Source organism: Olsenella sp. An285, from assembly GCF_002159625.1.
Lineage (GTDB): Bacteria > Actinomycetota > Coriobacteriia > Coriobacteriales > Atopobiaceae > Thermophilibacter > Thermophilibacter avicola.
On sequence record NZ_NFIZ01000001.1, the window covers coordinates 253,737 to 278,985 of the forward strand.

Here is a 25,249-nt window from a genome sequence, read left to right on the forward strand (position 1 = left end):
CTTAGCAGGTCCGGGGCCGCCTCTCGCATGTCGCTCCTTCCGCCGGGTGACGCGGGCGGGAGGCGCTGCCTCCGCGTTCTTCTCGCCGTGCGATCACCATGTATTTCCGGACAGAATCGGCCGTTGTCGAAGCCTGTTTTGTCCGCAGAAACATGGTGATTGAAGCGTGACGCTGCCGAGAAGAACTATGATGGGCGCACGGTCAACAGAGGAGGGGAGCGCCATGTCAGCCACCACGCGCGTCGCCATCATGGGGATCATCATCGAGGACCCGGAGTCCGTCGAGGCCCTGAACGAGCTTCTGCACGAGTACCGCGACCACATCTTCGGTCGCATGGGGGTGCCGTACCGCGAGCGCGGGGTGGGCGTGATCTCCGTCGCCCTGGACGCGCCGCAGGACGTCACGTCCGCCCTCGCCGGCAAGGTGGGGTCGCTCCCGGGCGTGAGCGTGAAGACGCTCTATTCCAACGTGGTCGCAGAGCAGGAAGTGGCAGGACAGGGCGGGTCGGATGCCTAGCTGCGCCGCCGAGGAGCGCGGGCGCGAGCTCGTCGACCTTCTCGCCTGCGAGCACATGCTTCCCATCGAGAAGTACGAGGAGCTCGTCGCGTTCTTCTCGCCTTCTCTGGCATCCTATGCCGCCGAGCGCGCCCTCGCCGCCCGGCGAGAGATCTACGGGGACGACGTCTTCGTCCGCGGCCTCCTGGAGATAAGCAGCTACTGCAGAAACGACTGCCTCTACTGCGGCCTTCGCCGCTCCAACCGAACGGCGGAGCGCTACCGGCTCTCCCCGGAGACCGTGCTCGCGTGCTGCAACGAGGGCTATGAGCTGGGCTTCAGGACCTTCGTGCTCCAGGGCGGGGAGGACGGCGCGCTCACGGACGAGCTCATGTGCGGGCTCGTGCGCGCGATAAAGCTGGCACACCCGGACTGTGCGGTCACGCTCTCCCTGGGGGAGCGCAGCCAGGAGAGCTACCGGGCCCTCTTTGACGCGGGCGCGGACCGTTACCTGCTGCGGCACGAGACGGCTGACCCCGCGCACTACGCGAGCCTCCATCCGGCGGAGCTCACGCTGGAGCACCGCCTGGCCTGCCTGCGCGACCTCGCGGCCATAGGCTACCAGGTTGGCTGCGGCTTCATGGTGGGCTCGCCCGGGCAGACGCCTGCCACGCTCGCCGCCGACCTCAAGCTGGTGGAAGAGCTCCGCCCCGCCATGTGCGGCATCGGCCCCTTTGTCCCGCATCACGCCACCCCGCTCGCGCACGAGCCGGCGGGCTCGGCGGGGCTCACGTGCTACCTGCTCTCGCTCCTGCGGCTGATCGAGCCCGCGCTGCTGCTTCCGGCTACGACGGCGCTCGCCACGCTTGACGCGCGCGGTTGCGAGCGGGGCATGCTCGCCGGCGCCAACGTGGTCATGCCCAACCTCTCGCCGACGGACGCGCGCGAGAAGTACGAGCTGTACGATAATAAGGCGTGCGCCGGCAGCGAGGCGGCAGAGGGGCTTGCCGAGCTGTCGCGGCGCATGGAGGAGATCGGCTGCCACGTGGTGGTCGACCGAGGCGACGCCAGGCGTCGCTGACAGCCGAGTCCGGGCGTCACGCCGCGCCCGGCGCGCATCTGAGGGGGAAGGTCCGCACCCGCGAGCCTGACCGCGAAGGAGAGGAGACATATGGCGAAGTACGACCCGAGGTCCCGCTATGCCGAGGACTTCATCAACGACGAGGAGATCCGCGAGACCCTCGACTATGCCGCCGCGCACGCGCACGACGTCGCGCTCATCGAGAGCCTGCTCGAGAAGGCGAAGCCCGTCCGACGGGGCAACGGCTACCACTGTGCGGGCCTCACGCACCGCGAGGCGAGCGTGCTTTTGGCCTGCGACGTGCCCGAGCTCAACGAGAAGATCTTCGAGCTGGCGCGCCAGATCAAGCTCGCCTACTACGGCAACCGCATCGTGCTCTTTGCGCCGCTCTACCTCTCCAACTACTGCGTGAACGGCTGCACCTACTGCCCGTACCACGCCAAGAACAAGCACATCGCGCGCCGCAAGCTCACGCAGGACGAGGTGCGCCGCGAGGTAATCGCGCTGCAGGACATGGGGCACAAGCGCCTTGCCATCGAGGCGGGCGAGGACCCCAGGATGAACCCCATCGAGTACATCCTCGAGTGCATCGACACGATCTACTCCATCAAGCACAAAAACGGTGCCATCCGCCGCGTGAACGTCAACATCGCCGCGACCACGGTGGAGGAGTACCGCATGCTCAAGGATGCGGGAATAGGCACCTACATCCTCTTCCAGGAGACCTACGACAAGAAGAGCTACCTAGAGCTGCACCCCACCGGTCCCAAGCACGACTACGACTACCACACGGAGGCCATGGACCGCGCCATGGACGGCGGCATCGACGACGTTGGCCTGGGCGTGCTCTTTGGTCTGGAGAAGTACCGCTACGAGTTCGCCGGCCTGCTTTGCCACGCCGAGCACCTCGAGGCCGTGCACGGCGTGGGGCCGCACACCATCTCCGTGCCGCGCCTCAAGAGGGCGGACGACATCGATCCGGACGAGTTCGACAACGGGATCGACGATGACACCTTTGCCAAGATCATCGCGTGCATCCGCGTGGCGGTGCCCTACACCGGCATGATCATCTCCACGCGCGAGAACGAGACCGTCCGCGGGCGTGCCCTCGAGCTGGGCATCTCGCAGATCTCCGGCGGCTCGCGCACGAGCGTGGGCGGCTACGACGAGGAGGAGCGCCCGCACGACTCCGAGCAGTTCGACGTCTCCGACCAGCGCTCGCTCGACGAGGTGGTGCGCTGGCTCATGCAGCTCGACCACATCCCCTCGTTCTGCACCGCGTGCTACCGCGAGGGTCGCACGGGGGACCGTTTCATGAGCCTCTGCAAGAGCGGGCAGATCCTCAACTGCTGCCATCCCAATGCCCTGATGACGCTCGCGGAGTACCTGGTGGACTACGCCTCGCCCGCCACGGCCGAGGTGGGCTGGCCGCTCATCGAGCGCGAGCTCGCGCGCATCCCCAACGAGCGCACGCGGGGCATCGCCACCGAGCACGTGGCGGACATCCGCGGCTCCAACCGCCGCGACTTCCGCTTCTAGCCTGCAAGTTGGGGACAGTCCCCAATTTACACAAAGATTTGATATCAAAAGTATCTGCAAATTGGGGACTGTCCCCAACTTGCAGACGGGGGAGAGATGGGACTCAACGAGACGCCTTCGGGCGAGCGCGTGCACATAGGGTTCTTCGGGCTGAGAAACGCCGGCAAGTCGAGCGTGGTGAACGCCGTCACCGGGCAGGAGCTCGCGATCGTCTCCGACGTGCGGGGAACCACCACGGACCCGGTCAAGAGGGCCATGGAGCTCCTGCCCCTGGGTCCCGTGGTCATCGTGGACACGCCCGGCGTCGACGACGAGGGCGCGCTCGGGGAGGCGCGCGTGGCCAGGGCGCTGCGGGCTCTTTCGAGCTGCGACGTGGCCGTGCTGGTGGTGGACGGCGAGAGCGGCCTCTCCGAGAAGGACCGCGAGCTCCTCGCGGCATTCCGGGGACGGCGGGTGCTGAGCGTGCTGGCCTGGAACAAGTGCGACCTGCCCGCGGCGCGCGACTCGCTCGCGGACCTGGGGCGGCGGGAGCCCGAGCTCGCTTCCTCGGCTGTTGCCGTGAGTGCCCTCACGGGCGAGGGGGTGCACGAGCTCAAGGAGCGCATCGCCGCCCTCGGCGCGCCGGGCGGTCGCGAGCGCCGCGTCGTGGCCGACCTCGTTGCGCCCGGAAGCGTCGTGGTGCTGGTATGCCCCATCGACGCCTCCGCTCCCAGGGGACGCCTCATCCTGCCGCAGCAGATGACCATTCGCGACCTCTTGGACGGGGGCTGCCTTCCCGTGGTCTGCCGCGAGACCGAGCTTCCTGCCGCGCTGGCGTCGCTCTCCGGGCCGCCCGCGCTCGTGGTGACGGACTCGCAGGCCTTCGGCCAGGTGGCGCGCATCGTGCCCGAGAGCGTCCCGCTCACGTCCTTCTCGATCCTCATGCTGCGCTACAAGGCGGACCTCGTGGGGGCCGTGCGCGGCGCGGCGGCGCTCGACCGCCTGCGCGACGGCGACGCCGTGCTCATCAGCGAGGGCTGCGCGCACCACCGGCAGTGCGAGGACATCGGTACCGTCAAGATGCCCGCGTGGCTCGCTGCGCACACGGGCGCCTCGCTCGAGCTCTCCTTCACGAGCGGCGCGGACTTTCCCGAGGACCTCACGCGCTACGCCGCCGTGGTCCACTGCGGCGGGTGCACCCTCAACGCGCGCGAGATGCGCTCGCGCCAGGACCGTGCCGCGCGACAGGGCGTCCCCATGACCAACTACGGCGTGGCCATCGCGCACATGCACGGCATCCTGCGCCGCAGCCTCGCGCCCTTCCCGGAGGCGCTCGCCGCGCTGGGGGATTAGGGCTCCCGTGGGGCGGGCGCGGGACGAGGTTCTTCTTGCCCTGCGCCCGAGTTTTTTGCGAAGTCGTTGCGCCGCCACACAAGCAACGCTCGACCTGCTATGCTCGTAGACGACCTTTAAGACGGTACGAGAGACCGAAAAGGCGTCCACAACATACTTGTCGCAGCCTTAATTCGGAGTCCTCGCTCGCGGGTGCTCCGTTTTTTGTAGCCGGCGACTTGCCTGATGAGGGCGCCCGGAAGAAAGGGCGGTGTTGCTGTGAACCTACTGGTGGACAACGGCAGGCATCCGAGGGCGCTCCTCGCGCTCGAGAACGGGATGCACTTCTTCGGGCGCTCTGCCGGCGCCGAGGGCGAGACCTTTGGCGAGATAGTCTTCAACACCTCGATGGTGGGGTATCAGGAGATCGTGAGCGACCCGTCCTACGCGGGCCAGATCGTCACGCTCACGTACCCGCAGATCGGCAACTACGGCATCAACGAGAAGGACATGCAGGGAGACCCGCTCCACCTTGCCGGCCTCGTGGTGCACGACATGTGCTACACCCCCAGCAACTGGCAGAGCGTCGAGACCTTCCCGAACTTCCTCGCGCAGAACGGCGTCGTTGCGATCGAGGACGTGGACACGCGAGCCCTGACGCTCGCCATCCGCGAGGGCGGCGCCATGAGGGCGGCCATCTCCACCACGGACCTCGACCCCGAGAGCCTCGTCGCCCGCGTGAAGGCGTCGCCGGCCATCGCCGAGCACAACTACGTCGCGGACGTCTCCACGCGCGAGTCCTACACGGTGCCCGGCCAGGACGCCGACGGCCAGCCGCGCCTGCGCGTCGCGGCCTACGACTGCGGCGAGAAGAAGGGCATCGCCAAGCGACTCTCCGCCGCCGGCTGCGAGGTCACCGTGGTGCCGTGGGACACCCCGGCCGATAAGGTCCTCGAGATGAGCCCCGACGGCGTGTTCTTCTCCAACGGCCCCGGCGACCCGGTCTCCGTCCCGCCCGTGGTCGACGCCGTCCGCGCGTGCCTGGGCAAGCTCCCCGTCTTTGGCATCTGCCTCGGCAACCAGGTCATCTCCATGGCGGCCGGCGCGCAGATCGAGAAGCTCCCGTACGGCCACCACGGCGGCAACGAGCCCGTGATGAACCTCCTCACCGGCAAGGTGGAGATCACCGCCCAGAACCACAACTACGGCCCGGTCTTCTCCAGCTTCGGCCCGCTGGTGCCCGAGCTCTCCGACGGCGTGAGCGAGCACCCCGCGGACGAGGACCTGCGCTTCTGGTCCCGCCGCCACGTGGCGCCCGTCGTCCAGACCAAGGAGTACGGCCGCGTGCGCCTCACGCACGTCAACCTCAACGACGGCACGCCCGAGGGCATCCAGTTCCTGGACATCCCGGCGTTTTCCATGCAGTACCACCCCGAGGCCAAGCCCGGCCCCAACGACTCCACGTACGCCTTCTCGGCGTTTGCCAAGCTCATGCGCGGCGAGGAGGACTATCTCGCCATCGACGTCCGCGAGGGGAGGCGCTTCTAGATGCCCAAGCGCACTGACATCAAGAAGATCCTGATCATCGGCTCCGGCCCCATCGTCATCGGCCAGGCCTGCGAGTTCGACTACTCCGGCACCCAGGCCTGCAAGGCCCTGCGCCGCGAGGGCTACGAGGTCGTGCTCGTGAACTCCAACCCGGCCACCATCATGACGGACCCGGAGACCGCAGACCGCACCTACATCGAGCCCATCACCGTCGAGTCCGTGGCCAAGGTCATCGAGAAGGAGCGCCCGGACGCGCTGCTGCCCAACATGGGCGGCCAGACGGGCCTCAACTGCGCCGTGGCCCTGGGCAAGGCCGGCATCCTTGACAAGTACGGCGTCGAGGTCATCGGCTGCGACGTCGACTCCATCGAGACCGGCGAGGACCGCGAGCTCTTTGCCAACGCCATGCGCGACATCGGCCTCGAGGTCGCCAAGTCCGGCATCGCGCACACCGTGGAGGAGTGCGAGAAGATCGCCGAGGAGCTCGGCTACCCGGTGGTCCTGCGCCCGGCCTTCACCCTGGGCGGCGCCGGCGGCGGCATGGCCTACGACCATGACGACCTGGTGCGCATTGCCGAGCAGGGCCTCGCGCTCTCGCCCGAGAGCGAGGTCCTCGTGGAGCAGTCCGTCGAGGGCTGGAAGGAGATCGAGATGGAGGTGATGCGCGACTCCGCGGGCAACGGCGTCGTCATCTGCTCCATCGAGAACCTCGACCCCATGGGCGTGCACACCGGCGACTCGATCACCGTGGCGCCCTGCCAGACGCTCAACGACTTCGAGCTCCAGCGCCTGCGCGACTACTCCATCGCCATCCTCGAGCGCGTGGGCGTCGCCTGCGGTGGCTCCAACGTGCAGTTTGCTGTGAACCCGGACGACGGCCGCGTCATCGTCATCGAGATGAACCCGCGCGTCTCCCGCTCCTCGGCGCTCGCCTCCAAGGCCACCGGCTTCCCCATCGCCAAGATGGCCGCGCTCCTCTCCGTGGGCTATACGCTCGACGAGATCGAGAACGACATCACGCGCGAGACGCCCGCCTGCTTCGAGCCCTCGATCGACTACTGCGTGGTCAAGGTCCCGCGCTTCGCCTTCGAGAAGTTCAAGGGCACCGACGACACGCTCACCACGCGCATGAAGGCCGTGGGCGAGGTCATGTCCATCGGCGCCACCTTCGAGGAGGCCATGCAGAAGGCCATGCGTTCCCTCGAGCAGGGTCACGCCGGCCTTGGCGCCGACGGCAACGACGACTTCGACGGCCTCACCGAGGAGGAGTTCGAGAGCCGCGTGGCCACCCCCACGCCGGACCGCATCCTCTACGTTGCAGAGGCGCTGCGCCGCGGATGGGCCGTCGAGCGCGTCTTCGACCTCACCAAGATCGACCACTGGTTCCTCAACCGCATCAAGGACATCGTCTCCGCCGAGAAGGTCATCTCCGAGCTCGGCATCGCGGGCCTCGACGCCGACCACATGATGGCCGCCAAGCAGCTGGGCTTCTCCGACGCTCAGCTCGCCCACCTCACCGGCCAGCGCGAGGACACCGTGCGCGCCGTGCGCGAGGTCCTGGGCGTGCGCCCGTGCATCAAGACCGTCGACACCTGCGCCGGCGAGTTCGCGGCCCGCACGAGCTACCACTACCTCACCTACGAGAAGGGCGGCGTGACCGAGTTCCACGAGGCCGAGAAGCCCCGCGTGGTCATTCTCTCCGCAGGTCCCAACCGCATCGGCCAGGGCATAGAGTTCGACTACTGCTGCGTGCACGCGGCCTACGCGCTGGCGGCCAAGGGCTACGAGACCGTCATGGTCAACTGCAACCCCGAGACGGTCTCCACGGACTACGACACCTCCGACCGCCTCTACTTTGAGCCGCTCACCTTCGAGGACGTCATGAACGTGATCGAGGTCGAGAAGCCCGTGGGCGTGATCGTCACCCTCGGCGGCCAGACCCCGATCAACCTCGCCAAGCGCCTCAAGGCAGCCGGCGTCCCCATCATGGGCACCCAGCCCGAGGCCATCGACCTCGCCGAGGACCGTGACCGCTTTGCGAGCCTGCTCGACCGCCTCGAGATCGCCTACCCGCCCTCGAGCACGGCCGAGACCGTGGACGAGGCCAAGGCCGTGGCGCGTCGCGTGGGCTACCCGCTGCTCGTCCGCCCCTCGTACGTCCTGGGCGGCCGCGGCATGGGCATCGTCTACGATGACGACGACCTCGTGAGCTACATGGAGGAGGCCACCAAGGTCTCTCCGGACCACCCCGTCTACCTCGACGCCTTCCTCGAGGACGCCATCGAGCTGGACGTCGATGCCCTCTGTGACACCGAGCAGTGCTACGTGGGCGCGGTCCTCGAGCACATCGAGGAGTGCGGCATCCACTCCGGCGACTCCGCCTGCTGCTTCCCGCCCTTCTCGCTCTCCGACAGGATCGTGGCCAAGGTCCGCGAGACCACGCGTCGCCTGGCGCTCTCCTGCCACATCCAGGGCCTTCTCAACGTTCAGTACGCGGTCCGCGACGAGCAGGTCTTCGTGATCGAGCTCAACCCGCGCGCGTCGCGCACCGTGCCCTTCTCGTCCAAGGCCACCGGCGTGCCGCTGGCCAAGTGCGCCGCGCGCATCATGAGCGGCGAGAAGATCGCCGACCTCGACCTTCCGGAGGAGGGGCGCGACCTTGGCTTCTATGCCGTCAAGGAGGCCGTCATGCCGTGGAGCCGCTTCCCGGGCGCCGACGTCACGCTCGGCCCCGAGATGAAGTCCACGGGTGAGGTCATGGGTCTCGACGTCACCTTCCCCAAGGCGTACGCCAAGACGCGCGAGGCCATCGAGTACGACGTGCCGCAGTCCGGTAACGTCTTCATCTCGGTCTGCGACCGCGACAAGCGCTCCGTGGCGCCGGTGGCGCTCTCGCTGCGCAACCTCGGCTACGACCTCCTCGCCACGCGCGGTACCGCCAAGACGCTGCGCGCCGCCGGCATCCCGTGTGAGGTGGTGAAGCCCATCTCCGAGGGCTCGCCCAACATCCTCGACATGATGGCCGCCGGCGAGATCTCCTTCGTCATCAACACGCCCAAGGGGCACAGCTCCCGCGGCGACGGCACCAAGATGAGGAGCGAGGCCGTGAGCCGCGGCATCGACATGGCCACGACCATGTCCGGCGCGGTGGCGCTGGTCCAGGCCATCGCCGCGCTGCGCGAGGGCCCGCTCTCCGTCAATGCCCTCCAGGACCTGTAAATTGGGGACAGTCCCCAATTAACACACACCTTTGATGTGACGGGCCGTCGGGTTTTCCCGGCGGCCTTTCTGCTGGGCTGATTCAGCCTTCCTTACGGGGCGCTGATTCACGAGGGGTAGAATTAGTTCACATTGGAAAGCTGAAAAGTGCGTCTTTGCCAAGGAAGCCCCAGCTGGCCCAGTTCTTTCAGATATCCAATGTGAACTAATTTCTCGGCATGGGGTAGTAGGACGGGGAGGCAGCCATGGTAGAACCACTCGCACCAGGCTCCATTGTTGACACGCACACGCATACGCGATTCTCGGACGGAGTCGGGACGTTCGAGGAGAACGCCCGCGCCGCCGTGGCGGCGGGCTGCTCCGTGCTGGTCTCGACCGACCACCTCACGCTGCCGTCGGAGATGGACCCTGCGGGAGATGTGCAGGTCATTGAATCTGAGCTCGTCGCCCATCGCACCGCGTGGGAGGCCGCGCGCACCGCGCATCCAGAGCTCGAGATGATCTACGGCTTCGAGTGCGACTGGTACCCCGGGTGCGAGGAGAACGTCCGTCGCTGGAGCGATGGCGCCCAGGTGCTCCTGGGCAGCGTGCACTGGCTGGGCGAGAAGGACGATGGCGCGTGGATCGACGATGCGTCCGATATGACCATCTGGCGAGAGCTGGGTCCTGACGAGGTGTGGCGCCGCTACGTCGATGCTTGGTGCCGCGCCTGCGAGAGCCCACTGCCCTTTGGGACCATGGCGCATCCGGACCTCCCGGAGCGCATGCGCAACGAGGGCTTTGCCGCCACGATCGACCTCGCGCCGCTCTGGGACGAGATGGTCGCCTGCGCGCGCGACACCGGTCGACGCGTGGAGCTCTCCACGGCGGGCTGGCGCAAGGGGGTTGGGGACTACTATCCCGCGCGCGGACTGCTCGACCGCTTCTGTCGCGCCGGCGTGCCCATCACCGTGGGCTCGGACGCGCACGTTCCCGCCGACCTGTGCGACGGAATCCGCGAGGCCTACGCTCATGCCTGGGACGCTGGCTACCGCGCGATCGAGGTCCCTCGCGCAGACGGCTCCTGGGAGTCAATGCCGCTACAGTAGCGTCTCGAGCGCAGGGGGGCGCTGGAACTAATCCGCGAAGACGGGGTTGGACCAGGCGGTGCGGCCGCGCTCGTCCGTGCACTCGAGACGCACGTAGGTCTCGTGCCCGGCGAGCGGGAACTCGGCGTGCGTGAGCGGGTCGCCCTCGGGCGCTATGACGGTGGTCCCGGCGTTGACCGGTCCTCCGGCGATGAGGCTGACGCGCTCGCAGGGGGTGCAGTCCACCCAGACGCGGCCGTCGCGCACGCCCCAGCCGATGATGTCGGGGCCGGAGCTCGAGTAGAAGGTCCCCGCCAGGAGCGACCTCACCAGGGCGTCTCTTGTGAGGGCCGGCGCGCTCACGACGACCCACCCGCCAAAGGAGTCGTCGAAGATCCCCTCGTTGTGGTTGTCGTCCGAGGCAAAGCCCCAGACGCGCCGACCGCGGCGCAGCATGAGGTCCCAGTAGGTGGTGTCGTACCCCGTGCCCGACTCGTTGACGGTGTCGTAGTTGAAGATCTCGAGCGCGAAGTACCCCTCGGCGCCGCAGAACTCGTCGGGCTCCACGCGGCTCCAGATGGGGTGGTTGTAGGTCACGACGCAGCCACGCTCCGCAAGCTCGCTGGCGAGCTGCGCTGCGACCGCCTCTCCGTCCCAAGAGCCGTGAAAGCGCAGGGGCTCCAGCCGCTCCATGTGCGAGAAGCGCTCGCGCGCGGAAGCGACCATCTCGCTCGTCCCAAGAATGCCGTGCATGTGGTGGCACTTGAGGCGCAGCGTCTCCGCCTCGTCCGCGTAGAGGTAGGCGGATGCCTCAAGCCCAGGGAGAATCACGAATCCCTCGTCGTCGAACTGGCCCGAGAGGTCCGTGTAGAGGTCGTGCTCCGAGAGGCAGAGGAAGTCGTAGCCGCGCGCCCGGAAGGCGGCGACGGACTCTGCCGGGGTGAGGTGCCCGTCGGAGTTGGTGGTGTGGCTGTGGAGGTTCCCCTTGTAGCGGGGAAGGTCCTCGGAAAGGCACGTCTGGTCGTGGAAGGGCATGTCGCCTCCGTTCGTACGTGCCCGGCCCGTGCGGGGAGGGCACGGGCCGGGCGAGGAAGGAAGGGCTCGAGGCACCGCCGTCCTAGGCGGCGGTTCGGGCGCTTGCTGCGTTGACCGGGATGACGAGGCAGTCGCGCTCTGGGAGGGAGAGGTAGACCTTGTTCCCGCGGTCAAACATGTGGAAGCTGCGGAAGAGAACGTCAACGAAGACGGTGGTCCCGCCCTCGAGCCTCACGGTGTAGCGCAGGACGTTGCCGCGCGGGGTGGAGTCCACCACGGTGCCGTCGACGAGGTGCGCGTCCTTCTCGTCCGGCCTCTCGCGGCTGATGCCGATGGTCTCCGGCCTGATGGCAATCACGTTGCCCTGTGGCACCGGAACGCCCGTGAGCGCGGTGAAGTCGCTCGCGGAGAGCTGGTTGTAGCTTCCGATGAAGCTCGCGGCGAACTCGGACACGGGGCTGGTGTAGACCTCGACGGGGCTGCCGGCCTGCTCGATGCGGCCGGAGTGGAAGAGCTGGATGACGTCGGACATGACCATGGCCTCGTCCTGGTCGTGCGTGACGAAGATCGTGGTGAGACCGAGCTCCTGGTGAATCTCGCGGATGCGGGACTGGAGCGCCTTGCGGAGCTTGGCGTCGATGGCCGAGAGCGGCTCGTCGAGGAGCAGGACCGCCGGCTCGGTCACGATGGAGCGGGCGAGCGCGGCGCGCTGCTGCTGGCCGCCGGAGAGGCTCGACGGGTAGGCCTTCTCCTTTCCGGAGAGCTCGACCATCGCGATGGCCTCGGCGACCTTCCGCTCGATCGTGGCCGGGTCGACCTTCTTCATCTTGAGGCCAAACGCGACGTTCTGCTCGACCGTCATGTTGGGGAAGAGGCTGTACTGCTGGAAGACCATGCCGATGTTGCGCTTGCTGGCGGGCACGTTGGTGACGTCGCGCCCGTCGAGGACGATCTGGCCCTCGGTGACGGTCTCGAGTCCGGAGAGGCAGCGCAGCAGCGTGGACTTGCCGCAGCCGGAGGGTCCGAGCAGTGTCACGAGGTCGCCCTGCTGGATGCCAAAGCTGATGTGGTCGAGGACGGTGTTGTCGCCAAAGCGCTTGACGACGTCCCTGAACTCAATGTAGGCCATCTGGCTGACTCCTTACTTGTTCTGAGAGGTGTGCTGGAGCTTGAGGACGAGCGCGGTCACCGCCGCCACCACGAGGAAGATGACGACCACGATGGCGCTGGAGAGGCCGCTGGAGCGGGCCATGTTGGCCTGGAGGAACACCTGGATGTTCTGGTAGTTGGTGCCTGCGATGTTGTTGGCGAGAACGAAGTCGCCAAAGACGATGCTCTCTGCCAGGAGGCTCGAGACCAGGATGCCCGACACGATGTTGGGAAGGACCACCTGCACGTAGGCGCGGAAGCGGCCGCAGCCGAGCATCTCTGCCGCCTGGATGAGCATGTTCGCGTCGATGGCGTTGAGAGCGTTGCGGATGCCCTGGTAGATGTAGGGCAGCACGAGGATGGTGTAGGCGCCAAAGAGCATGAACATGCGGTTGGAGAGAATCGTCCCGGTTCCGGTGTAGAGCGAGATGATGCCGATGGAGAGGATGACGCCCTGGAGCGCGTAGGGAATCATGCAGACGAACTGCATGAAGCGACCCAGCCTGCGGTTCACGGCCACGACGACGTACATGGCCAGAAGGAGAAGAACGATGGTGATGGCCACGCTCACCAGGCACAGGACGAGCGTGCGGCCGATGGAGAACCAGAACGTCGAGTTGGTGAAGAGCTCCGCGTAGTTGCGCAGCGTGAAGCCCGAGGGAAGGACGTCGGTCCACTCGACGAAGAGCGAGTACACGAGCGTGGTGAGAAACGGAACCAGCAGGTACAGGGCGACGACGCCCAGGAAGATCTTTGCGGCGAGCGGGGTCTTCTTGTCGGGGGCGGATGCCCCGACGGCCTTTGTCTTCAGACTCATATGATCTCACGCCCCTTGGATGCGCGCTTGGTGAAGTAGTTGTTGATGAGCGTGCAGATGACCATCAGGATGATGAGCACCACGGCCAGCGCCCCGCCCGTCGCGGCGTCGATCTGCACGTCGCCCTTGAACTTGGACGTGATCTGCAGGGGGAGCAGCGCGTAGTTGTTCATGACGACGGCAAAGGCGGTGGCGTACGCGGCCAGCGCGTTGGAGAAGAGCACGGAGAGGGTGCCCAGGATGGACGGCATGAGGTTGGGGATCACGATTCTGAACCAGTAGTCCAGCGGGGAGGCCTGCAGGATGATCGCAGCCTCGCGCCACGACTTCTTGATGCCGCTGAAGGCGGGCAGGAGCAGCAGCGTCGCCAGCGGGATCTGGAAGTAGATGTAGAGCACGAGCAGGCCCTCGCCGGTGTAGAGGTCAAAGTCAGCGAGGAAGGGGATTCCCCACTGCTCGCCCAGGATGGTGAGGACGCCGGAGTTGCCCATGAGGATCATGAAGGCAAACGCCAGGGGCACGCCGGAGAAGTTGGACATCATGTTGAGGACCATCGTGAAGGCGTTGCGCACGCGCTCGCTCGACTCGTAGGCAAAGCGCGCCGCAAGGAACGACACGACGATGCCCACAACGGCCGAGACCAGGCTGATCCACACGCTGTTGATAATGGACTGCTGGTAGAGCGGGGTGGTGAAGACCTTGACGAAGTTCTCGAGGCCAAAGGTGCCGGACTCCTTGCCAATAAGGCTGTCCAGGACGAGCTGTGCGAGCGGAAGCAGCTCGTATCCCACGATCACGAGCAGGAAGGGGAGAAAGGCGATGTAGCCGACCCACTTGCGACCCCTCGGCGGCCTGGCCTTCTCGGCCGAGGCGTGGGCGGCGGCACGTCCTGCACCTGACGCGGGGGCGTCTGCGGCGAGGGTGGCGCCCGCCTGAGAGATGTCTGCCACGGTACCTCCTTACAAGCTATCTGTTCTGGTCACTGATGGGTACCGCGTCCTTCTCGCCCCGCAGGGCGTGCTGGCGAGAAGGACGCTGGGCCCCAAGAAGAAGGGCGGCCCTGAGGCCGCCCGGGTGCGCCGATGACGGCGGCGGGTGATCGTCGTGCCGTTAGCCCAGGATGGGGATGATGTTCTCCTGGTACCAGGTCACGAGCTCGTTGGTGACGTCAGTCCACTTGTCGTAGTCGATGGACTGGACCTGGTCGCCGTACTGCTCCTCGGGGAGGCGCAGCGCCTTGACGTCCTCGGGAAGCTCCACGGAGCTGCGGATGGGCGTGGCGAAGCCGCGGGCGAGGTTGATCTGGCCATCGTCGGACAGGATGTACTCGCGGGCGAGGCAGGCAGCGGCGGGATGCGGCGCGTTGACGTTGATGATGGTGGCGTAGCCGGACTGCACGGAGCCGTCCGTGGGGATGCTCACCGTGAACTTGGCGTCAGGGTTGTTCTCGACGATCTGGGCGCGGTAGTTAAGGGAGTTGTAGTCCCAGTTGAGGCCCACGGCGACCTCCCCGGACTCCAGGCGGGCGACGGAGACGTCGGAGACGTCAAGGCGGCCGGCCTCGGCGATCTTGGTGATGAAGTCGTAGGCGGGCTGCATGTCGTCGAGACCGCCGCCCAGGGCGACGGCGATGGCGAGCACCGCGTGCTGCGCGGCCGCGGCGGCCGTGATGTCGCCGATGGAGACCTTGTAGTCGCCGTCGGCGAGCTCGGCGAGCGTCGTGGGCGGGTTGGGGACCTGGTCGTCGTTGGAGATGATTGACATCGTGCCGTAGTAGCCCACGACCCAGTCGCCGTCGTCGTCCTTGGCCCAGTCGGGGATCTCGTCCCAGTAGCTGGTCTTGTACTTGAGGGTCACGCCCTCGGCCTCGGCCGTGGGGCCCCACTGCTGGCCCACGTCGCCGATGTCCTTGGTGCCGTCGGTGCCCTCCTGCTTGAACATGGCGATCTCCTCGGCGGAGGACATGTCCTGGTCGGCCTGCGTGATGCCGTACTTCTCCTCGATGTCATCCCAGGTGCCGACCCAGTTGGCCCAGGTGTCCGGCATGCCCACGGAGTTGATCTGGCCCTCCTCCTTGGCCTGGGCGATGATGTCGTCCAGCGACATGGAGTTGTAGTCCACGGCCTCCGTCGCGGGGGCGGCGCTGTCCTCGCAGCCGGTGAGGCCGAGGCCCGCCGCGCAGGCAAAGCCCGCCATGCCGAGCATGCCGAGGAATGAGCGGCGAGAGATGCCGCCGGTGGCGGTGACGCTGTTCTTCACGAGAGCTCCCTTCGATGCCCTGTTCGTTGACCGGTAGCTTTGTCTGCCGGCTTCGTCCGGGGTTCACCATATGGCGCGTCTCGGGCAGCAGGGGGCGGCGCGGGCGAGCCCTTGCGCAGCGCTGACGGTCATTTACGGGTGGCTGATGCTGACGGGGGATTTCTTACGCGAGCCCGGTGGCACCCTTACAATATGATGTGCGGGAGGGACAGGCACTTTTGCACGCAGAGGAGAGACATGGCGCGGGTGCTGGTGATAGAGGACGACGCGGCGATCAACGACGTGGTGACGACGCGGCTCACGCGCGACGGTCACGCAGTGACGCAGGCGTTCTCGGGCTCCGAGGCGCGCCTGCTGCTGGGCGGCGCGGGCGAGAAGGGCGTAGCCTTCGACGTCGTCATCTGCGACCTCATGCTTCCGGGCGCAACGGGGGAGGAGCTCGTTGGGCTCATCCGCGGGCGCGACGAGGCGACTCCCGTGATCGTGATCTCCGCGCGCACAACCGCCGCGGACAAGATCGACCTGCTGCACCTAGGCGCCGACGACTACCTCACCAAGCCCTTCGACCTCGACGAGCTGGCCGCGCGCGTGGAGGTGCAGCTGCGGCACCGCGGGTCGACGGGCCCGTTGGGAGGAGTCCTGACCTGGCGGCGCTGGGAGCTTGACCCCGAGGCCCGCACGCTTGCGGTGGCTCCCGGCGAGGCCGGCGAGAGGGGCGGCGCGGTCTCACTCACCAAGATCGAGTTCAACATCCTCGAGGCGCTCGTCCGTCGTCCCAACCGCGTGTTCTCAAAGTCGGAGCTCTTCGAGCTGGCATGGGGCGAGCCCTTCGCCGGCGACGACTCCACCGTTGCGGTGCACGTCTCCAACATCCGCGCCAAGCTCCGTGAGACCGGCACGGACGACTACGTGCAGACCGTCTGGGGCATGGGCTTCAAGCTCGCATGATCAAAGAGGGGTCTATCCCCAATTGGATTATCCTCAAGCATTCTTTAGATTTGGCTCACGGTTTCTAAAGGTCTGCCTGCCAGACTGGGAGGCAGCCTCTAGAAAGGAGCTCGCGTGAACGTCATCGAGACGCACGGCCTCACCAAGCGCTACCGTCGCAAGCTGGCCGTGGACAATCTGGACATGACCGTCGCCGCCGGCGACATCTACGGCTTCGTGGGCAAGAACGGGTCGGGTAAGTCCACCACCATGAAGATGATTTGTGGCCTGGCGCGCCCCACGGCGGGCGAGGTCGTCCTCTTTGGTGATCCGGAGCACGGCGGCGCCACGCCGCAGGGCTTCTCGCGCATCGGCGCCCTCATCGAGAGCCCGGGCGTGCTGCAGAGCCTCACGGCGCGCGACAACCTCGTTGCCAAGGCGCTCGCGCTCGGCATGACGCACGCGGGCGACGTTGCGGACGACCTGCTCGGCCTCGTGGGACTTGACCCGGCGGACCACCGCCGCGTGAAGGCGTACTCGCTCGGCATGAAGCAGCGCCTGGGTCTGGCGCTCGCGCTCGTGGGCGGCCCCGACCTGCTGCTTCTTGACGAGCCCTTCAACGGCCTCGACCCCGAGGCCACGCGCGCCATGCGCCTCGCGCTCGTGCGGCTCAACCACGAGCACGGCGTCACGATCATGATCTCCAGTCACGTGCTCGACCAGCTCGACCGCGTGGCCACGCGCTTCGGCGTCATCGCGGAGGGACGCCTCACGGCAGAGTTCACCGACGAGGAGCTCCACGAGCGCTGCGGCAGCTCGGTGCGCGTGCGCTTGGCTGTGCCGGAGCGCGGCCTCGCCCTGCTCGAGCAGACGCTGCCCCAGGCGACCTTCCGCGCAGATCCCGACGGCGCGCTCGTGATCACGGGCGCCACGCTCGACGAGGTCAGCGCCGCGTGCTTCTCTGCCGGCATCGAGGTCCGCGAGCTCACCCAGCAGGAGCGCGACATCGAGGAGTACTTCGTCGAGCTCATGGGCGTGCAAAGGGGACAGGCACCTTTGCACGGCGAGAAGGACGGTGGCGTCCGATGATCGCCCTGCTTCGCTCGGACGCCTATCGCGTCCTGCATTCCCGCTGGATCTGGCTCGTGGCCGCCATCGTGGCGTTTCTCCTGCTCGCGCCTGCCCTCATGATGCGCTGGACCAGCATGGGGCCCGTCTGCTACGACGACCTCACCGGCTCGGCGCTCCCCATGACGGGCGTCCAGATCCTCGCCGCGGCCATGGCGGCCATCGTGTGCTGCGACCGAACCGACATCGGGTTTGCCCGCTCGATCCTCTCGTCCCTCGGCGAGCGCGCCCGTATGGTCTGGTTTGCCGAGAAGTGCGTCTTCTCGCTGGTTCTTGACGCCGTTCTTATCGTTTTCACGTTTGTGGTGGGGCTTCTCGGCCTGCTGGCCTCCGGGGTTCCGGTGACGAACCCTGAGCCTGCGTGGCAGGTGGCGGCATGGCTCGGCTTCACGTGGCTCTGCAGCGCCCCCTACGTGGTGCTCACGGTGCTCGTGGCGCACCTCACGCGCAGCGAGGGTGTGACCACGGTCTTCGCGGTGCTCGGTGCCGGAGGGCTCCTCGAGGGCGGCCTGCTCATCGGAATCGACTTCCTGTACGCGCTTCTCGGCGGCGAGTTTCTCACGGTGACGGCCGCCGTGGGCCCGTGGCTGCCCGCTGAGATCGCCTCTGCGGTGGGCGATGGCGCACGAACGATGCTCTCCGCGGAGAACGCCGTCCAGCTTGCGCCCGCCGTCCGCGCGCTCATCGTCTGCCTGCCGCTCACCGTGGCTACCGTCGCCGTTGACGCGCTGCTCGTCTCGAGGAGGGATGCCGCATGATGGCGCTGCTCAGGTCGGACCTCTACCGCGCCATGCGTGCCCGCTGGCCATGGGTCATAATCGCCCTTGTCGCGCTTGCCACCCTGGGCAGCGCTGTCTTCACCGTCTGGTGGCCGCTCGAGCCCGACGTCGTCTATAACGGCCTGACCGGGCGCGACGGGGCGCTGCGCCTCGCCGGGCGCGGCGCGAGCATCACGCTCGTCCAGATGGTCGCCGTGTTCGTGGCGGCGCACCTCTCCTGCGCGGACTCCGAAGCAGGCTTTGACCGCACCCTCCTCTCGTCTCTGCGCGGGCGCGTCGCCTGCTTCGCCGAAAAGTACCTGCTCGTGGTCATCGTCACGGCGGCCATCCTGCTTGCCTACCTCGCGTTCAGCGGCATCGGCGTCTTCGTGACCATGCGCCCGGTGGAAAACGTCGAGCCGCTCTGGCAGGTCGTTGCCTGGGCGGGGGAGGGCTGGCTTGTGGCGTGCGCCTATGCGCTCGTCGTGCTTTTGGCAGGACAGCTCACGCGCGTCAAGGCTATTGCCGTGATAGTCTCGTTCCTGCTGCTCTCGGGTGCCGTGGAACAGGGGTTCTTTAGCTTCCTCCTGCTTGTGAGCGACGCGTTCGGCCTAGGGTGGGGCCCTGCGCTCGAGGCCGCCATCGCCTGGATGCCCTACGTCACCACGGCTGCAGTCGGCAACGGCGCCGCGGACATGCTCGCCGTCGACGTCACGGGGTTCGCGCCCGCCGTCCGTGCGCTCATCGTCTGCGCGCCTCTCTGCGCGGCGTGCGGCGCGCTCGGAACCCTCGTGGGCTCGAGGCGCGACGTCGCATGATGTCCAGCGCGTTCCTCGAGCCGCTCTACCGCTGGCTTCGGTCGGTCGCGGAGTGGTTGCTCGCAAGCTCTACCATGGGGTCGTGGGTCGGTGTCGTCGAGAGGTTTCGGATGGTCGAGGGAATCGTGGTCGCCGCGCTGCTGCTCGTGGGCCTGGGACTCGGGGCGTTCTTCGTCTGTGTGTGCTATGCGACCGAGCTCGGGCGCCATGCTCGCTTTCTCGCGCGCCGCGAGCGCCTGAGCAACGCGCGGCTCACCTGCGGCAGCCGCCTGCCGGGGATGGTCGGCATGGTCGACGCCGTGAACGCCGAGATCGACGCCGCCGACGCCGAGCGCGTGGAGGCCCTGCGTGCCGCAGACGAGTTCTCGCGCGGACTCTCCGCGCTCTCCCACGACGTGCGGACCCCGCTCACCGGGGCGCGGGGCTACCTGCAGCTGGCTCGTGAGGAGTCGGACTCGGCGCGCAAGGACGAGCAGCTCGCCGCCGCCGACGCGCGCCTGGCCGCGATGTCGGGCCTTCTGGACGAGCTCTTCTCCTACGCCCGCGCCGCCGACCCCGATAGCCCACTTGAGCTGGGGCCGGTTGCGTTGAGACCCGTGCTGGAGCAGGTCCTTCTCGGCCATTACCCGGAGTTCGAGGCGCGCGGCTGGGAGCCGGAGCTTACCTGCAGGGACGTCGTCGTGACGGCCAACCGAGAGGCGCTTTCGCGCATCGTGGAGAACCTCGTGGTGAACGCGCTGCGGCACGGCTCGGGCCCGCTTGCGGTGCACGTGCATCCCGCGGGCGAGAGGGACGGCGAGAAGAACGGCGTGGCCGTTGAGTTCTCCAACCCCGTGGCCGACCCCTCCGCCATCGACGTTGACCGCCTCTTCGAGCGCTTCTACCAGGCCGACGCCTCGCGCTCGACGGCGGGCTCGGGCCTCGGCCTCTCCGTCGCCGCCAAGCTCGCCGAGGCCCAGGGCATGACCCTCACGGCCCATCTCTCCGGCTCCACCCTCGTCTGTGAATTGGGGACAGTCCCCAATTCACAGATGGGCGGCTGACCTGACGCCCTCTCGAGGGTATGTACACCCAGCCCTTAGGGTATGCACACTTCCTCGAGCGCGCGTTCTTCTCGGCAACTCTTTGACCTGCAGGTTTGCTGCCCGCACTCGATGGCGGGGTGTACATACCCTCAAAGGCCGGTGTACATACCCTCGGACGGCAACGGCGAAGATGGTGGCTAGCGAACGAGCTCGTCGAGGCGGGGCGTAAGATGGGGCTCGATCTCCTTGGGCGTCTCGCCGAGAAGGACGAGCGGCTCGAGCAGCTCAGCGCCGGTCAGGGCCGCGCGCAGGTCGGCGAGAAGCGCGTCACCGACCTCGCCCGTGCTGTCGGCAAGCGTGACGACCGGCATCACCGTGATGCCGGCGAGGTCGTACGGGCCAAACTTCGTGAGCGCCTCGGTGACGATGTCCGGCAGGCGGCCGTCCGCCATCGGCGTGATGAGCACGACGGACTCGTGGTGCGCGACGACGCCCTTCATGTCGGGCCCGGCGACGAGGCCGTGCCTGAGCGACTGGATCTCGTTTATCTGGAGTCGGCTCCTGCCGCCGCGCCGCTCGGGCGGGAAGAGTCGGGTGCTGAGGTGCTTCTCGGCAACCTGCGCGGCAGCGGAGGCGGGGGAGGGCTCGGCCTCGACGGGCTGCCCGTCCGCCCCAATCACAAGGCCCGCGCGCGAGAGCCAGATGACGCAGACGTGCCGGTCGTCCGGCGTGGGCTTAGAGTCAATGGAGTACATGGCGACCTCCCGTCTGCACGGCAGTGGCGTTTCTTGAATTCTACATCGCCCCTAGGGGAGCTCGCCTACATAGAGTGCTGCGGCAACCAGCGCAACGGCCACGATCGCGACCAGCCAGACATTCCAGTGGGGGATGAACCAGCGAAACAGGAAGTCGCGCGGGACCTCCTCCGTCGGGTCGCGTCCCTCGAGAAACGCCGTCGCGGCGACGGCGCCCGCGAGGTCGTGCTCTCGCATGAACGCGCGCAGGCGGGGGACTGCGCGGAGTGCGAGGATGGCCTCACAGACGACCATGACCAGCAACATGATACCGCGCAGGGGCTCGACTGCTGGACTCGCGTGTCGCAGCGGCGAGAGCAGGTAGCGCACGAAGACGAGGGCGATGCAGACGACGAGCAGCGTGGCGCAGAGCGCGAGCAGCTGCAGGAGCTCGTGGCGCTCGTTGGCGGTCGACCGCACGGCTTGCGCGCCCCTCTCGCCGATGAGCGCGTCGACCGTCGTTCCAAAGACCTGGCCGAGAAGGACGAGGCTCTGCACGTCCGCCAGCGTGCGCCCCGCCTCCCAGTTTTCGACCGTCTGCCGAGAGACGTGGACGCGCCGGGCGAGCTCGGCCTGGGAGAGCCCCGCAGCCTCGCGGAACTCGCGGATGCGCGCGCCGATGATCCGCTGCGCGGTCGCTTGGTCGTTGGTCCTCTCGGTGGTCTTTTCGTCCATGGCGCCTCCCTTGAGGCAAGTGTACCCACCCGTCCGCCCAGGGGCGCCCGCGTGGCGGCGAGAGGTATGGCAAAGGGTTTTGCTATGGCTGTGAGCTGGGACGATGCTCTTCTCAACCATTCTTTTGCGTGGATTGTCCACAGCTCGGGATATAGTGGTCGCAGACCGAAAGGAGTGCCCATGCTTCCCCTTGCTCTCGGCGTTCCCGTGCTCTTGCTGCCCGTGGTTGCCGCGACCGTCCAGCCTAGTGCCCGCACGCTGGGCCTCGTTGCGGTGAGCTATTTCTTCCTGGCACTATGTCTCACATCAGTGCTGTGGTGTAACGTGGTTGCCGACGATTCGACGCTTTTGGACACAGTCAATGGCTGGTTCTTTGGAGCGGCCTTCCTCATGGTCTGGGCGACGCTCTTCTCCGGCGTCGCCGTTGTACGTTGCGTCCGTCATTCATCATGTTTTTCCGGACAGAATCGGGGCTGAATAGGGTCGTTTTTGTCCGCAGAAACATGGTGAACGCACGTAAGGAGGGACACGGTGGAGAAGGACGTCGTTGAGGTTCGGGAGCTCACTGCGGACGTGAGTCTGACCCGGTTCAACGAGATTCTCGCCCTATACGGGGCGGTCGGCTGGACAAACTACATCGCTCGCCCCGATACGCTGCGCGCGGGGTACGAAGGCTCCCTCGCCGCCTGGGGCGCATTTGCGGGCGATAAGCTCGTTGGGGTCGTGCGCGTCGTGGGTGACGGGGTGACGATCGTCTTCGTGCAGGACCTGATCGTCGCGCCGTCGCATCAGCGCAGAGGCATTGGGGCCCAGCTCATGCAGGCCGTCATGAACCGTTTCTCGGACGTCTACCAAATGGAGCTCCTCACGGACGACGGGTCGGGTGCCTGCGCGCTCTATGAGAGGCTCGGCTTTGTTCGCAGCGACGCGATGGGATGCGTCAGCTATGTCAGGGTTGCAGTAGGGTCAGGTGCGTGAAGGATCCGTTCTCTGATTGAGGCACGTTGCGGCAGGGTACAATGAGCTCGACGGCGGCCTACGCGTGGAGGCCTAGGCAGCGTCGTCTTTGGGTTCGTGGCCGCCAGCGCAAGCGCTTGCGGCCCCTCGCCGTCTTACGTTGTTGACTTACAGCCTCCGGCGCCAGCGCGCACCGCTCTCGGTGCGCTCGTAGGGCTCAAAGCCGGCGGCCGAGAAGCATCGCTGGGACGCGACGTTCCAGTCGTAGATCTCGCCAACGAGGACCTCGCGCCAGCCGAGGCTGCGCGCACGCTCGCAGAGCGCCTCGATCACGCGCCGCCCGGCGTGGCGCGACCGCAGGTCCTTCTCGCCGATGACGATGGGGAGGTCGCCCGGGCAGAGCGTGACGTCGCCGACCGCGCGCCAGCCGGAGTCCGCGCCTTCGTCGCGCACCTCGATGAACCAGAGCTCGCCGCGCTCCGAGAGCCAGTCGTACATCCGCGCGAGTCGCTCCGGCGTGTAGGGCTCGCGCTTCCCGTCGACCATCCAGAGCGTCTCGGGGTCTTGGTACCACGAGAGCGCCTCGGCGGGCGGCGCGTGCAGTCGAACGAGCCGCAGGTCGGTGGCTATATCAAGAATGCTTGGCGACATCGGTCCTCTCCTGCATCCGCCTCTCAAGCCGTCGAATCTCCTCGGTTGCCTCCTCGACCTTTTCCTCGATGTCCGGGACGTCGCAGGGAGGGTCGGGGACTCCCGTGAACCAGAGCGACGTCCCGCCGAACTCGTTGAACCTGAGGTATGGCCTGCGCGGGATGTCCATGACGCCCCTCCTTCGTAGCCCCTGCCGTAGCGCATGCCCCCCGCGTTGGGGTGAACGCTTTCGATAATGGTCTCTCGTTGCTACATGAAATACCATGTAGCAACTGCGGTCAAACGACCAAAAGGCCCCTCGAGGAGTCGGTTGCTACATGATTTTGAATGTAGCAACGGCAGCGCGGACGAGAAGGACGTGCCGCCGTTACCCGAGCGTGTTCGCGATGATGTTGGCGGCGCCCTCGAGGTAGGCGTCGCGCGCCGCCTCGTCGTAGCAGAGGCGGTCGTAGCACTGTGCCTCGCCGAAGGTCATCTCGTCGTCGCTCTCCTCCCAGCTGCAGGCGTGTCCGTGGCAGCGGTGTTTGTCGGCGCGCTTGCACCCGCGCTCCGTGCAAGCCGCCTGCCCGCCGTCGAGGCCATGCGCGGGGTAGAAGCCAGCCTGGGCTCGTCGGTGGGGAGAGGGTCCGGCGCTCGGACAGCTTCGGCGCACAGAGCGCGCCTGCAGAACTCGCGGCGGACCCTCTCCCCACCGACGAGCCGCGAGGTTCCCGTCCTTCTCGCCCGGCGCTTCCGTCGTTCGGGCAGGTCGCGCGGAAGGGCGACGGTGGCTGCGCTCGCGCTTTCCGTGGCGCTTCTGGTGGGCGGCGGCGTCATGGCGACCTATCAGGGAGAGACCATTTTCGCGGGGACGCCTGCGGACGTGAGCGTGAAGGTGAGTCGCGAGGGAGCTGCGGCTGCGCTGGGTGCCAAGAGCGAGCTTGCCTATCTGCCTGCGCTGCTTGAGCGGCTGCGGGCTCAGGACGGCATCGACGAGGCGGGCTTCGTGTCCAAGACGCAGGTCTCTCTGGATCTGGACGACAATGCCGTTGCAGAGTGGGCCGACGGGGAGATCTGGCGTCCTGACGGCAACGTCTTTGGCACGGTCCTCTACGTCGACGACGCCACATGGGCGCGTCTTTGCGAGGAGGTGGGCGCCGCGGCGAATCCGGGAGGTTGCATCGTCGTGAACGAGGTGACCGACGCGGACCGCGCGGGGGAGCGGCCGTTTTCCGAGGCGCTTCTCGGCACGGGGCTCTCCGTCGTCGGGGCGGGCGTGTCGTGGGAGGTCGTGGGGCTTCTCGACGGTGTGCCGGGGTGGTTCTGGCTCACGCGCGGCGAGCTTGAGAGCGTTCTTCCCACGGTGCTCGCATCGGCGTCCACCGTCGCGAACGTTGACCGGGATCTCGTTGGGTACGGCCTCGTCACGCTCTACGCCACGGCGGAGGACTCGGTGCGCGCCGCTGAGGACGTCGAGCGTCTGCTCGAGGAGGATCCCGCGCTCGCCGCCTTGGACGGGGCCGTGGACGAGCGGGCCGAGACGCATCGGGCTCAGGTGTTCTATACGGCGCTGGAGGTTCTGCTCTCGGGAGTCGGCATCGTCGCCGCCGCGGTCGGCCTGGCGAGCGTCTTCAACGCCTCGGCCGCGAGCGTGCTGCTGCGCGGGCATGACTTTGCCGTGCTGCGCTCCGTGGGGATGGGGGAGCGGGCGCTGCGGCGGATGCTCGCGTACGAGCGCGTGCGGACGGCGGCATGGGGCCTTGCGCTCGGTCTTGCCGTGGCGCTCGCGTTTGACGTCTGGCTCTACGTGCGGGGTGGCATTAGCGTGCGAAGCCTGGGTCTCGTCGTTCCCTGGGCGCACGTGGCGGGGGCGGTGGTGCTGGTTGCGCTCGTCCTTCTCGCCAGCTGCGCGTACGCGATGCACCGGCTGCGGGACGTTCCGCTGCTCGACGCGCTCCGCGCTGACTGATTTCCGTCACGAGCCTCTTGCCAACTTTGCGGCACCGTTCAATCGCC

25 protein-coding genes are annotated in these 25,249 nt (G+C 67.2%); 15 read left to right on the forward strand and 10 right to left on the reverse strand.

Annotated features, from left to right (window positions below; all coding sequences use genetic code 11):
• The first annotated feature begins 223 nt into the window (after positions 1 to 223).
• From B5F79_RS01210 to B5F79_RS01240, 7 genes are all read left to right on the forward strand, one after another.
• Positions 224 to 517: a TM1266 family iron-only hydrogenase system putative regulator gene (locus B5F79_RS01210; RefSeq protein ID WP_087217071.1), complete on the forward strand. Its 294-nt coding sequence runs from the start codon at positions 224 to 226 to the stop codon at positions 515 to 517.
• Positions 510 to 1,577 carry a [FeFe] hydrogenase H-cluster radical SAM maturase HydE gene (gene hydE / locus B5F79_RS01215; protein WP_087217072.1) on the forward strand — a complete coding sequence of 356 codons (1,068 nt, stop codon included), beginning with the start codon at positions 510 to 512 and terminating at the stop codon, positions 1,575 to 1,577. The genes B5F79_RS01210 and hydE overlap by 8 nt, the downstream gene beginning before the upstream one ends.
• A gap of 90 nt (positions 1,578 to 1,667) precedes the next feature.
• The gene (gene hydG, locus B5F79_RS01220; RefSeq protein ID WP_087217073.1) at positions 1,668 to 3,116 is read left to right on the forward strand and encodes a [FeFe] hydrogenase H-cluster radical SAM maturase HydG; all 1,449 of its coding nucleotides are present in this window, start codon (positions 1,668 to 1,670) and stop codon (positions 3,114 to 3,116) included.
• 96 nt (positions 3,117 to 3,212) lie between these two features.
• On the forward strand, positions 3,213 to 4,448 hold the full coding sequence (hydF, locus tag B5F79_RS01225) for a [FeFe] hydrogenase H-cluster maturation GTPase HydF (RefSeq protein WP_087217074.1): 1,236 nt from the start codon (positions 3,213 to 3,215) through the stop codon (positions 4,446 to 4,448).
• A gap of 258 nt (positions 4,449 to 4,706) precedes the next feature.
• Complete coding sequence (carA, locus tag B5F79_RS01230; protein WP_241147217.1) at positions 4,707 to 5,975, forward strand: glutamine-hydrolyzing carbamoyl-phosphate synthase small subunit; 1,269 nt, start codon at positions 4,707 to 4,709, stop codon at positions 5,973 to 5,975.
• Positions 5,976 to 9,194, forward strand: coding sequence for a carbamoyl-phosphate synthase large subunit (gene carB / locus B5F79_RS01235; RefSeq protein ID WP_087217076.1), 3,219 nt, complete (start codon positions 5,976 to 5,978; stop codon positions 9,192 to 9,194).
• A 245-nt stretch (positions 9,195 to 9,439) separates the two neighbouring features.
• On the forward strand, positions 9,440 to 10,282 hold the full coding sequence (locus B5F79_RS01240; RefSeq protein WP_087217077.1) for a PHP domain-containing protein: 843 nt from the start codon (positions 9,440 to 9,442) through the stop codon (positions 10,280 to 10,282).
• A 27-nt stretch (positions 10,283 to 10,309) separates the two neighbouring features.
• On the opposite strand, the gene B5F79_RS01245 is transcribed toward B5F79_RS01240, so the two are convergent.
• From B5F79_RS01245 to B5F79_RS01265, 5 genes are all read right to left on the reverse strand, one after another.
• On the reverse strand, positions 10,310 to 11,296 hold the full coding sequence (locus B5F79_RS01245) for a histidinol-phosphatase (RefSeq protein ID WP_087217078.1): 987 nt from the start codon (positions 11,294 to 11,296) through the stop codon (positions 10,310 to 10,312).
• Positions 11,297 to 11,378: 82 nt separating this feature from the next.
• Positions 11,379 to 12,425 (reverse strand): ABC transporter ATP-binding protein, encoded by a 1,047-nt coding sequence (locus tag B5F79_RS01250; protein WP_087217079.1) that lies wholly within the window; start codon positions 12,423 to 12,425, stop codon positions 11,379 to 11,381.
• Between the two features lie 12 nt (positions 12,426 to 12,437).
• A complete protein-coding gene (locus B5F79_RS01255; protein ID WP_087217080.1) occupies positions 12,438 to 13,262 on the reverse strand; it encodes an ABC transporter permease in 825 nt (274 codons plus the stop codon).
• On the reverse strand, positions 13,259 to 14,212 hold the full coding sequence (locus B5F79_RS01260) for an ABC transporter permease (protein WP_206390942.1): 954 nt from the start codon (positions 14,210 to 14,212) through the stop codon (positions 13,259 to 13,261). Before B5F79_RS01260 ends, B5F79_RS01255 begins: the two co-directional genes overlap by 4 nt.
• A 160-nt stretch (positions 14,213 to 14,372) precedes the next feature.
• Positions 14,373 to 15,521, reverse strand: coding sequence for an ABC transporter substrate-binding protein (locus B5F79_RS01265; RefSeq protein WP_241147218.1), 1,149 nt, complete (start codon positions 15,519 to 15,521; stop codon positions 14,373 to 14,375).
• 237 nt (positions 15,522 to 15,758) lie between these two features.
• On the opposite strand from B5F79_RS01265, the gene B5F79_RS01270 reads away from it, so the two are divergent.
• The 5 genes from B5F79_RS01270 to B5F79_RS01290 all read left to right on the forward strand — a co-directional run bounded on the left by B5F79_RS01270 (position 15,759) and on the right by B5F79_RS01290 (position 20,195).
• Positions 15,759 to 16,469 (forward strand): response regulator transcription factor, encoded by a 711-nt coding sequence (locus tag B5F79_RS01270; RefSeq protein ID WP_087217081.1) that lies wholly within the window; start codon positions 15,759 to 15,761, stop codon positions 16,467 to 16,469.
• A gap of 114 nt (positions 16,470 to 16,583) precedes the next feature.
• Entirely contained in the window at positions 16,584 to 17,537 is a 954-nt protein-coding gene (locus B5F79_RS01275; RefSeq protein ID WP_087217082.1) for an ABC transporter ATP-binding protein, read from the forward strand.
• Positions 17,534 to 18,334: a hypothetical protein gene (locus B5F79_RS01280; RefSeq protein WP_087217083.1), complete on the forward strand. Its 801-nt coding sequence runs from the start codon at positions 17,534 to 17,536 to the stop codon at positions 18,332 to 18,334. The genes B5F79_RS01275 and B5F79_RS01280 overlap by 4 nt, the downstream gene beginning before the upstream one ends.
• Entirely contained in the window at positions 18,331 to 19,152 is an 822-nt protein-coding gene (locus tag B5F79_RS01285; protein WP_087217084.1) for a hypothetical protein, read from the forward strand. Before B5F79_RS01280 ends, B5F79_RS01285 begins: the two co-directional genes overlap by 4 nt.
• On the forward strand, positions 19,149 to 20,195 hold the full coding sequence (locus B5F79_RS01290; protein WP_241147219.1) for a sensor histidine kinase: 1,047 nt from the start codon (positions 19,149 to 19,151) through the stop codon (positions 20,193 to 20,195). Before B5F79_RS01285 ends, B5F79_RS01290 begins: the two co-directional genes overlap by 4 nt.
• A 179-nt stretch (positions 20,196 to 20,374) precedes the next feature.
• On the opposite strand, the gene B5F79_RS01295 is transcribed toward B5F79_RS01290, so the two are convergent.
• Positions 20,375 to 20,932 (reverse strand): hypothetical protein, encoded by a 558-nt coding sequence (locus B5F79_RS01295; protein ID WP_087217086.1) that lies wholly within the window; start codon positions 20,930 to 20,932, stop codon positions 20,375 to 20,377.
• A 51-nt stretch (positions 20,933 to 20,983) separates the two neighbouring features.
• Positions 20,984 to 21,646, reverse strand: a complete 663-nt coding sequence (locus B5F79_RS11085; protein WP_087217087.1) for a helix-turn-helix domain-containing protein — start codon at positions 21,644 to 21,646, stop codon at positions 20,984 to 20,986.
• A gap of 180 nt (positions 21,647 to 21,826) precedes the next feature.
• Between B5F79_RS11085 and B5F79_RS01305 the strand changes: the two genes are divergently transcribed.
• Together B5F79_RS01305 and B5F79_RS01310 are read left to right on the forward strand one after the other, a co-directional pair.
• Positions 21,827 to 22,123, forward strand: a complete 297-nt coding sequence (locus tag B5F79_RS01305) for a hypothetical protein (protein ID WP_087217088.1) — start codon at positions 21,827 to 21,829, stop codon at positions 22,121 to 22,123.
• 54 nt (positions 22,124 to 22,177) lie between these two features.
• Complete coding sequence (locus tag B5F79_RS01310; RefSeq protein ID WP_206390944.1) at positions 22,178 to 22,624, forward strand: GNAT family N-acetyltransferase; 447 nt, start codon at positions 22,178 to 22,180, stop codon at positions 22,622 to 22,624.
• Positions 22,625 to 22,771: 147 nt separating this feature from the next.
• On the opposite strand, the gene B5F79_RS01315 is transcribed toward B5F79_RS01310, so the two are convergent.
• The 3 genes from B5F79_RS01315 to B5F79_RS10760 form a co-directional block, all read right to left on the reverse strand.
• Positions 22,772 to 23,254, reverse strand: a complete 483-nt coding sequence (locus tag B5F79_RS01315) for a GNAT family N-acetyltransferase (RefSeq protein WP_158094803.1) — start codon at positions 23,252 to 23,254, stop codon at positions 22,772 to 22,774.
• Positions 23,235 to 23,423, reverse strand: coding sequence for a hypothetical protein (locus B5F79_RS10915; RefSeq protein WP_158094804.1), 189 nt, complete (start codon positions 23,421 to 23,423; stop codon positions 23,235 to 23,237). Before B5F79_RS10915 ends, B5F79_RS01315 begins: the two co-directional genes overlap by 20 nt.
• A 198-nt stretch (positions 23,424 to 23,621) precedes the next feature.
• A complete protein-coding gene (locus tag B5F79_RS10760) occupies positions 23,622 to 23,906 on the reverse strand; it encodes a hypothetical protein (protein ID WP_143786197.1) in 285 nt (94 codons plus the stop codon).
• A gap of 114 nt (positions 23,907 to 24,020) precedes the next feature.
• Between B5F79_RS10760 and B5F79_RS01320 the strand changes: the two genes are divergently transcribed.
• Entirely contained in the window at positions 24,021 to 25,202 is a 1,182-nt protein-coding gene (locus B5F79_RS01320; protein ID WP_143786198.1) for an FtsX-like permease family protein, read from the forward strand.
• Positions 25,203 to 25,249 lie beyond the last annotated feature (47 nt).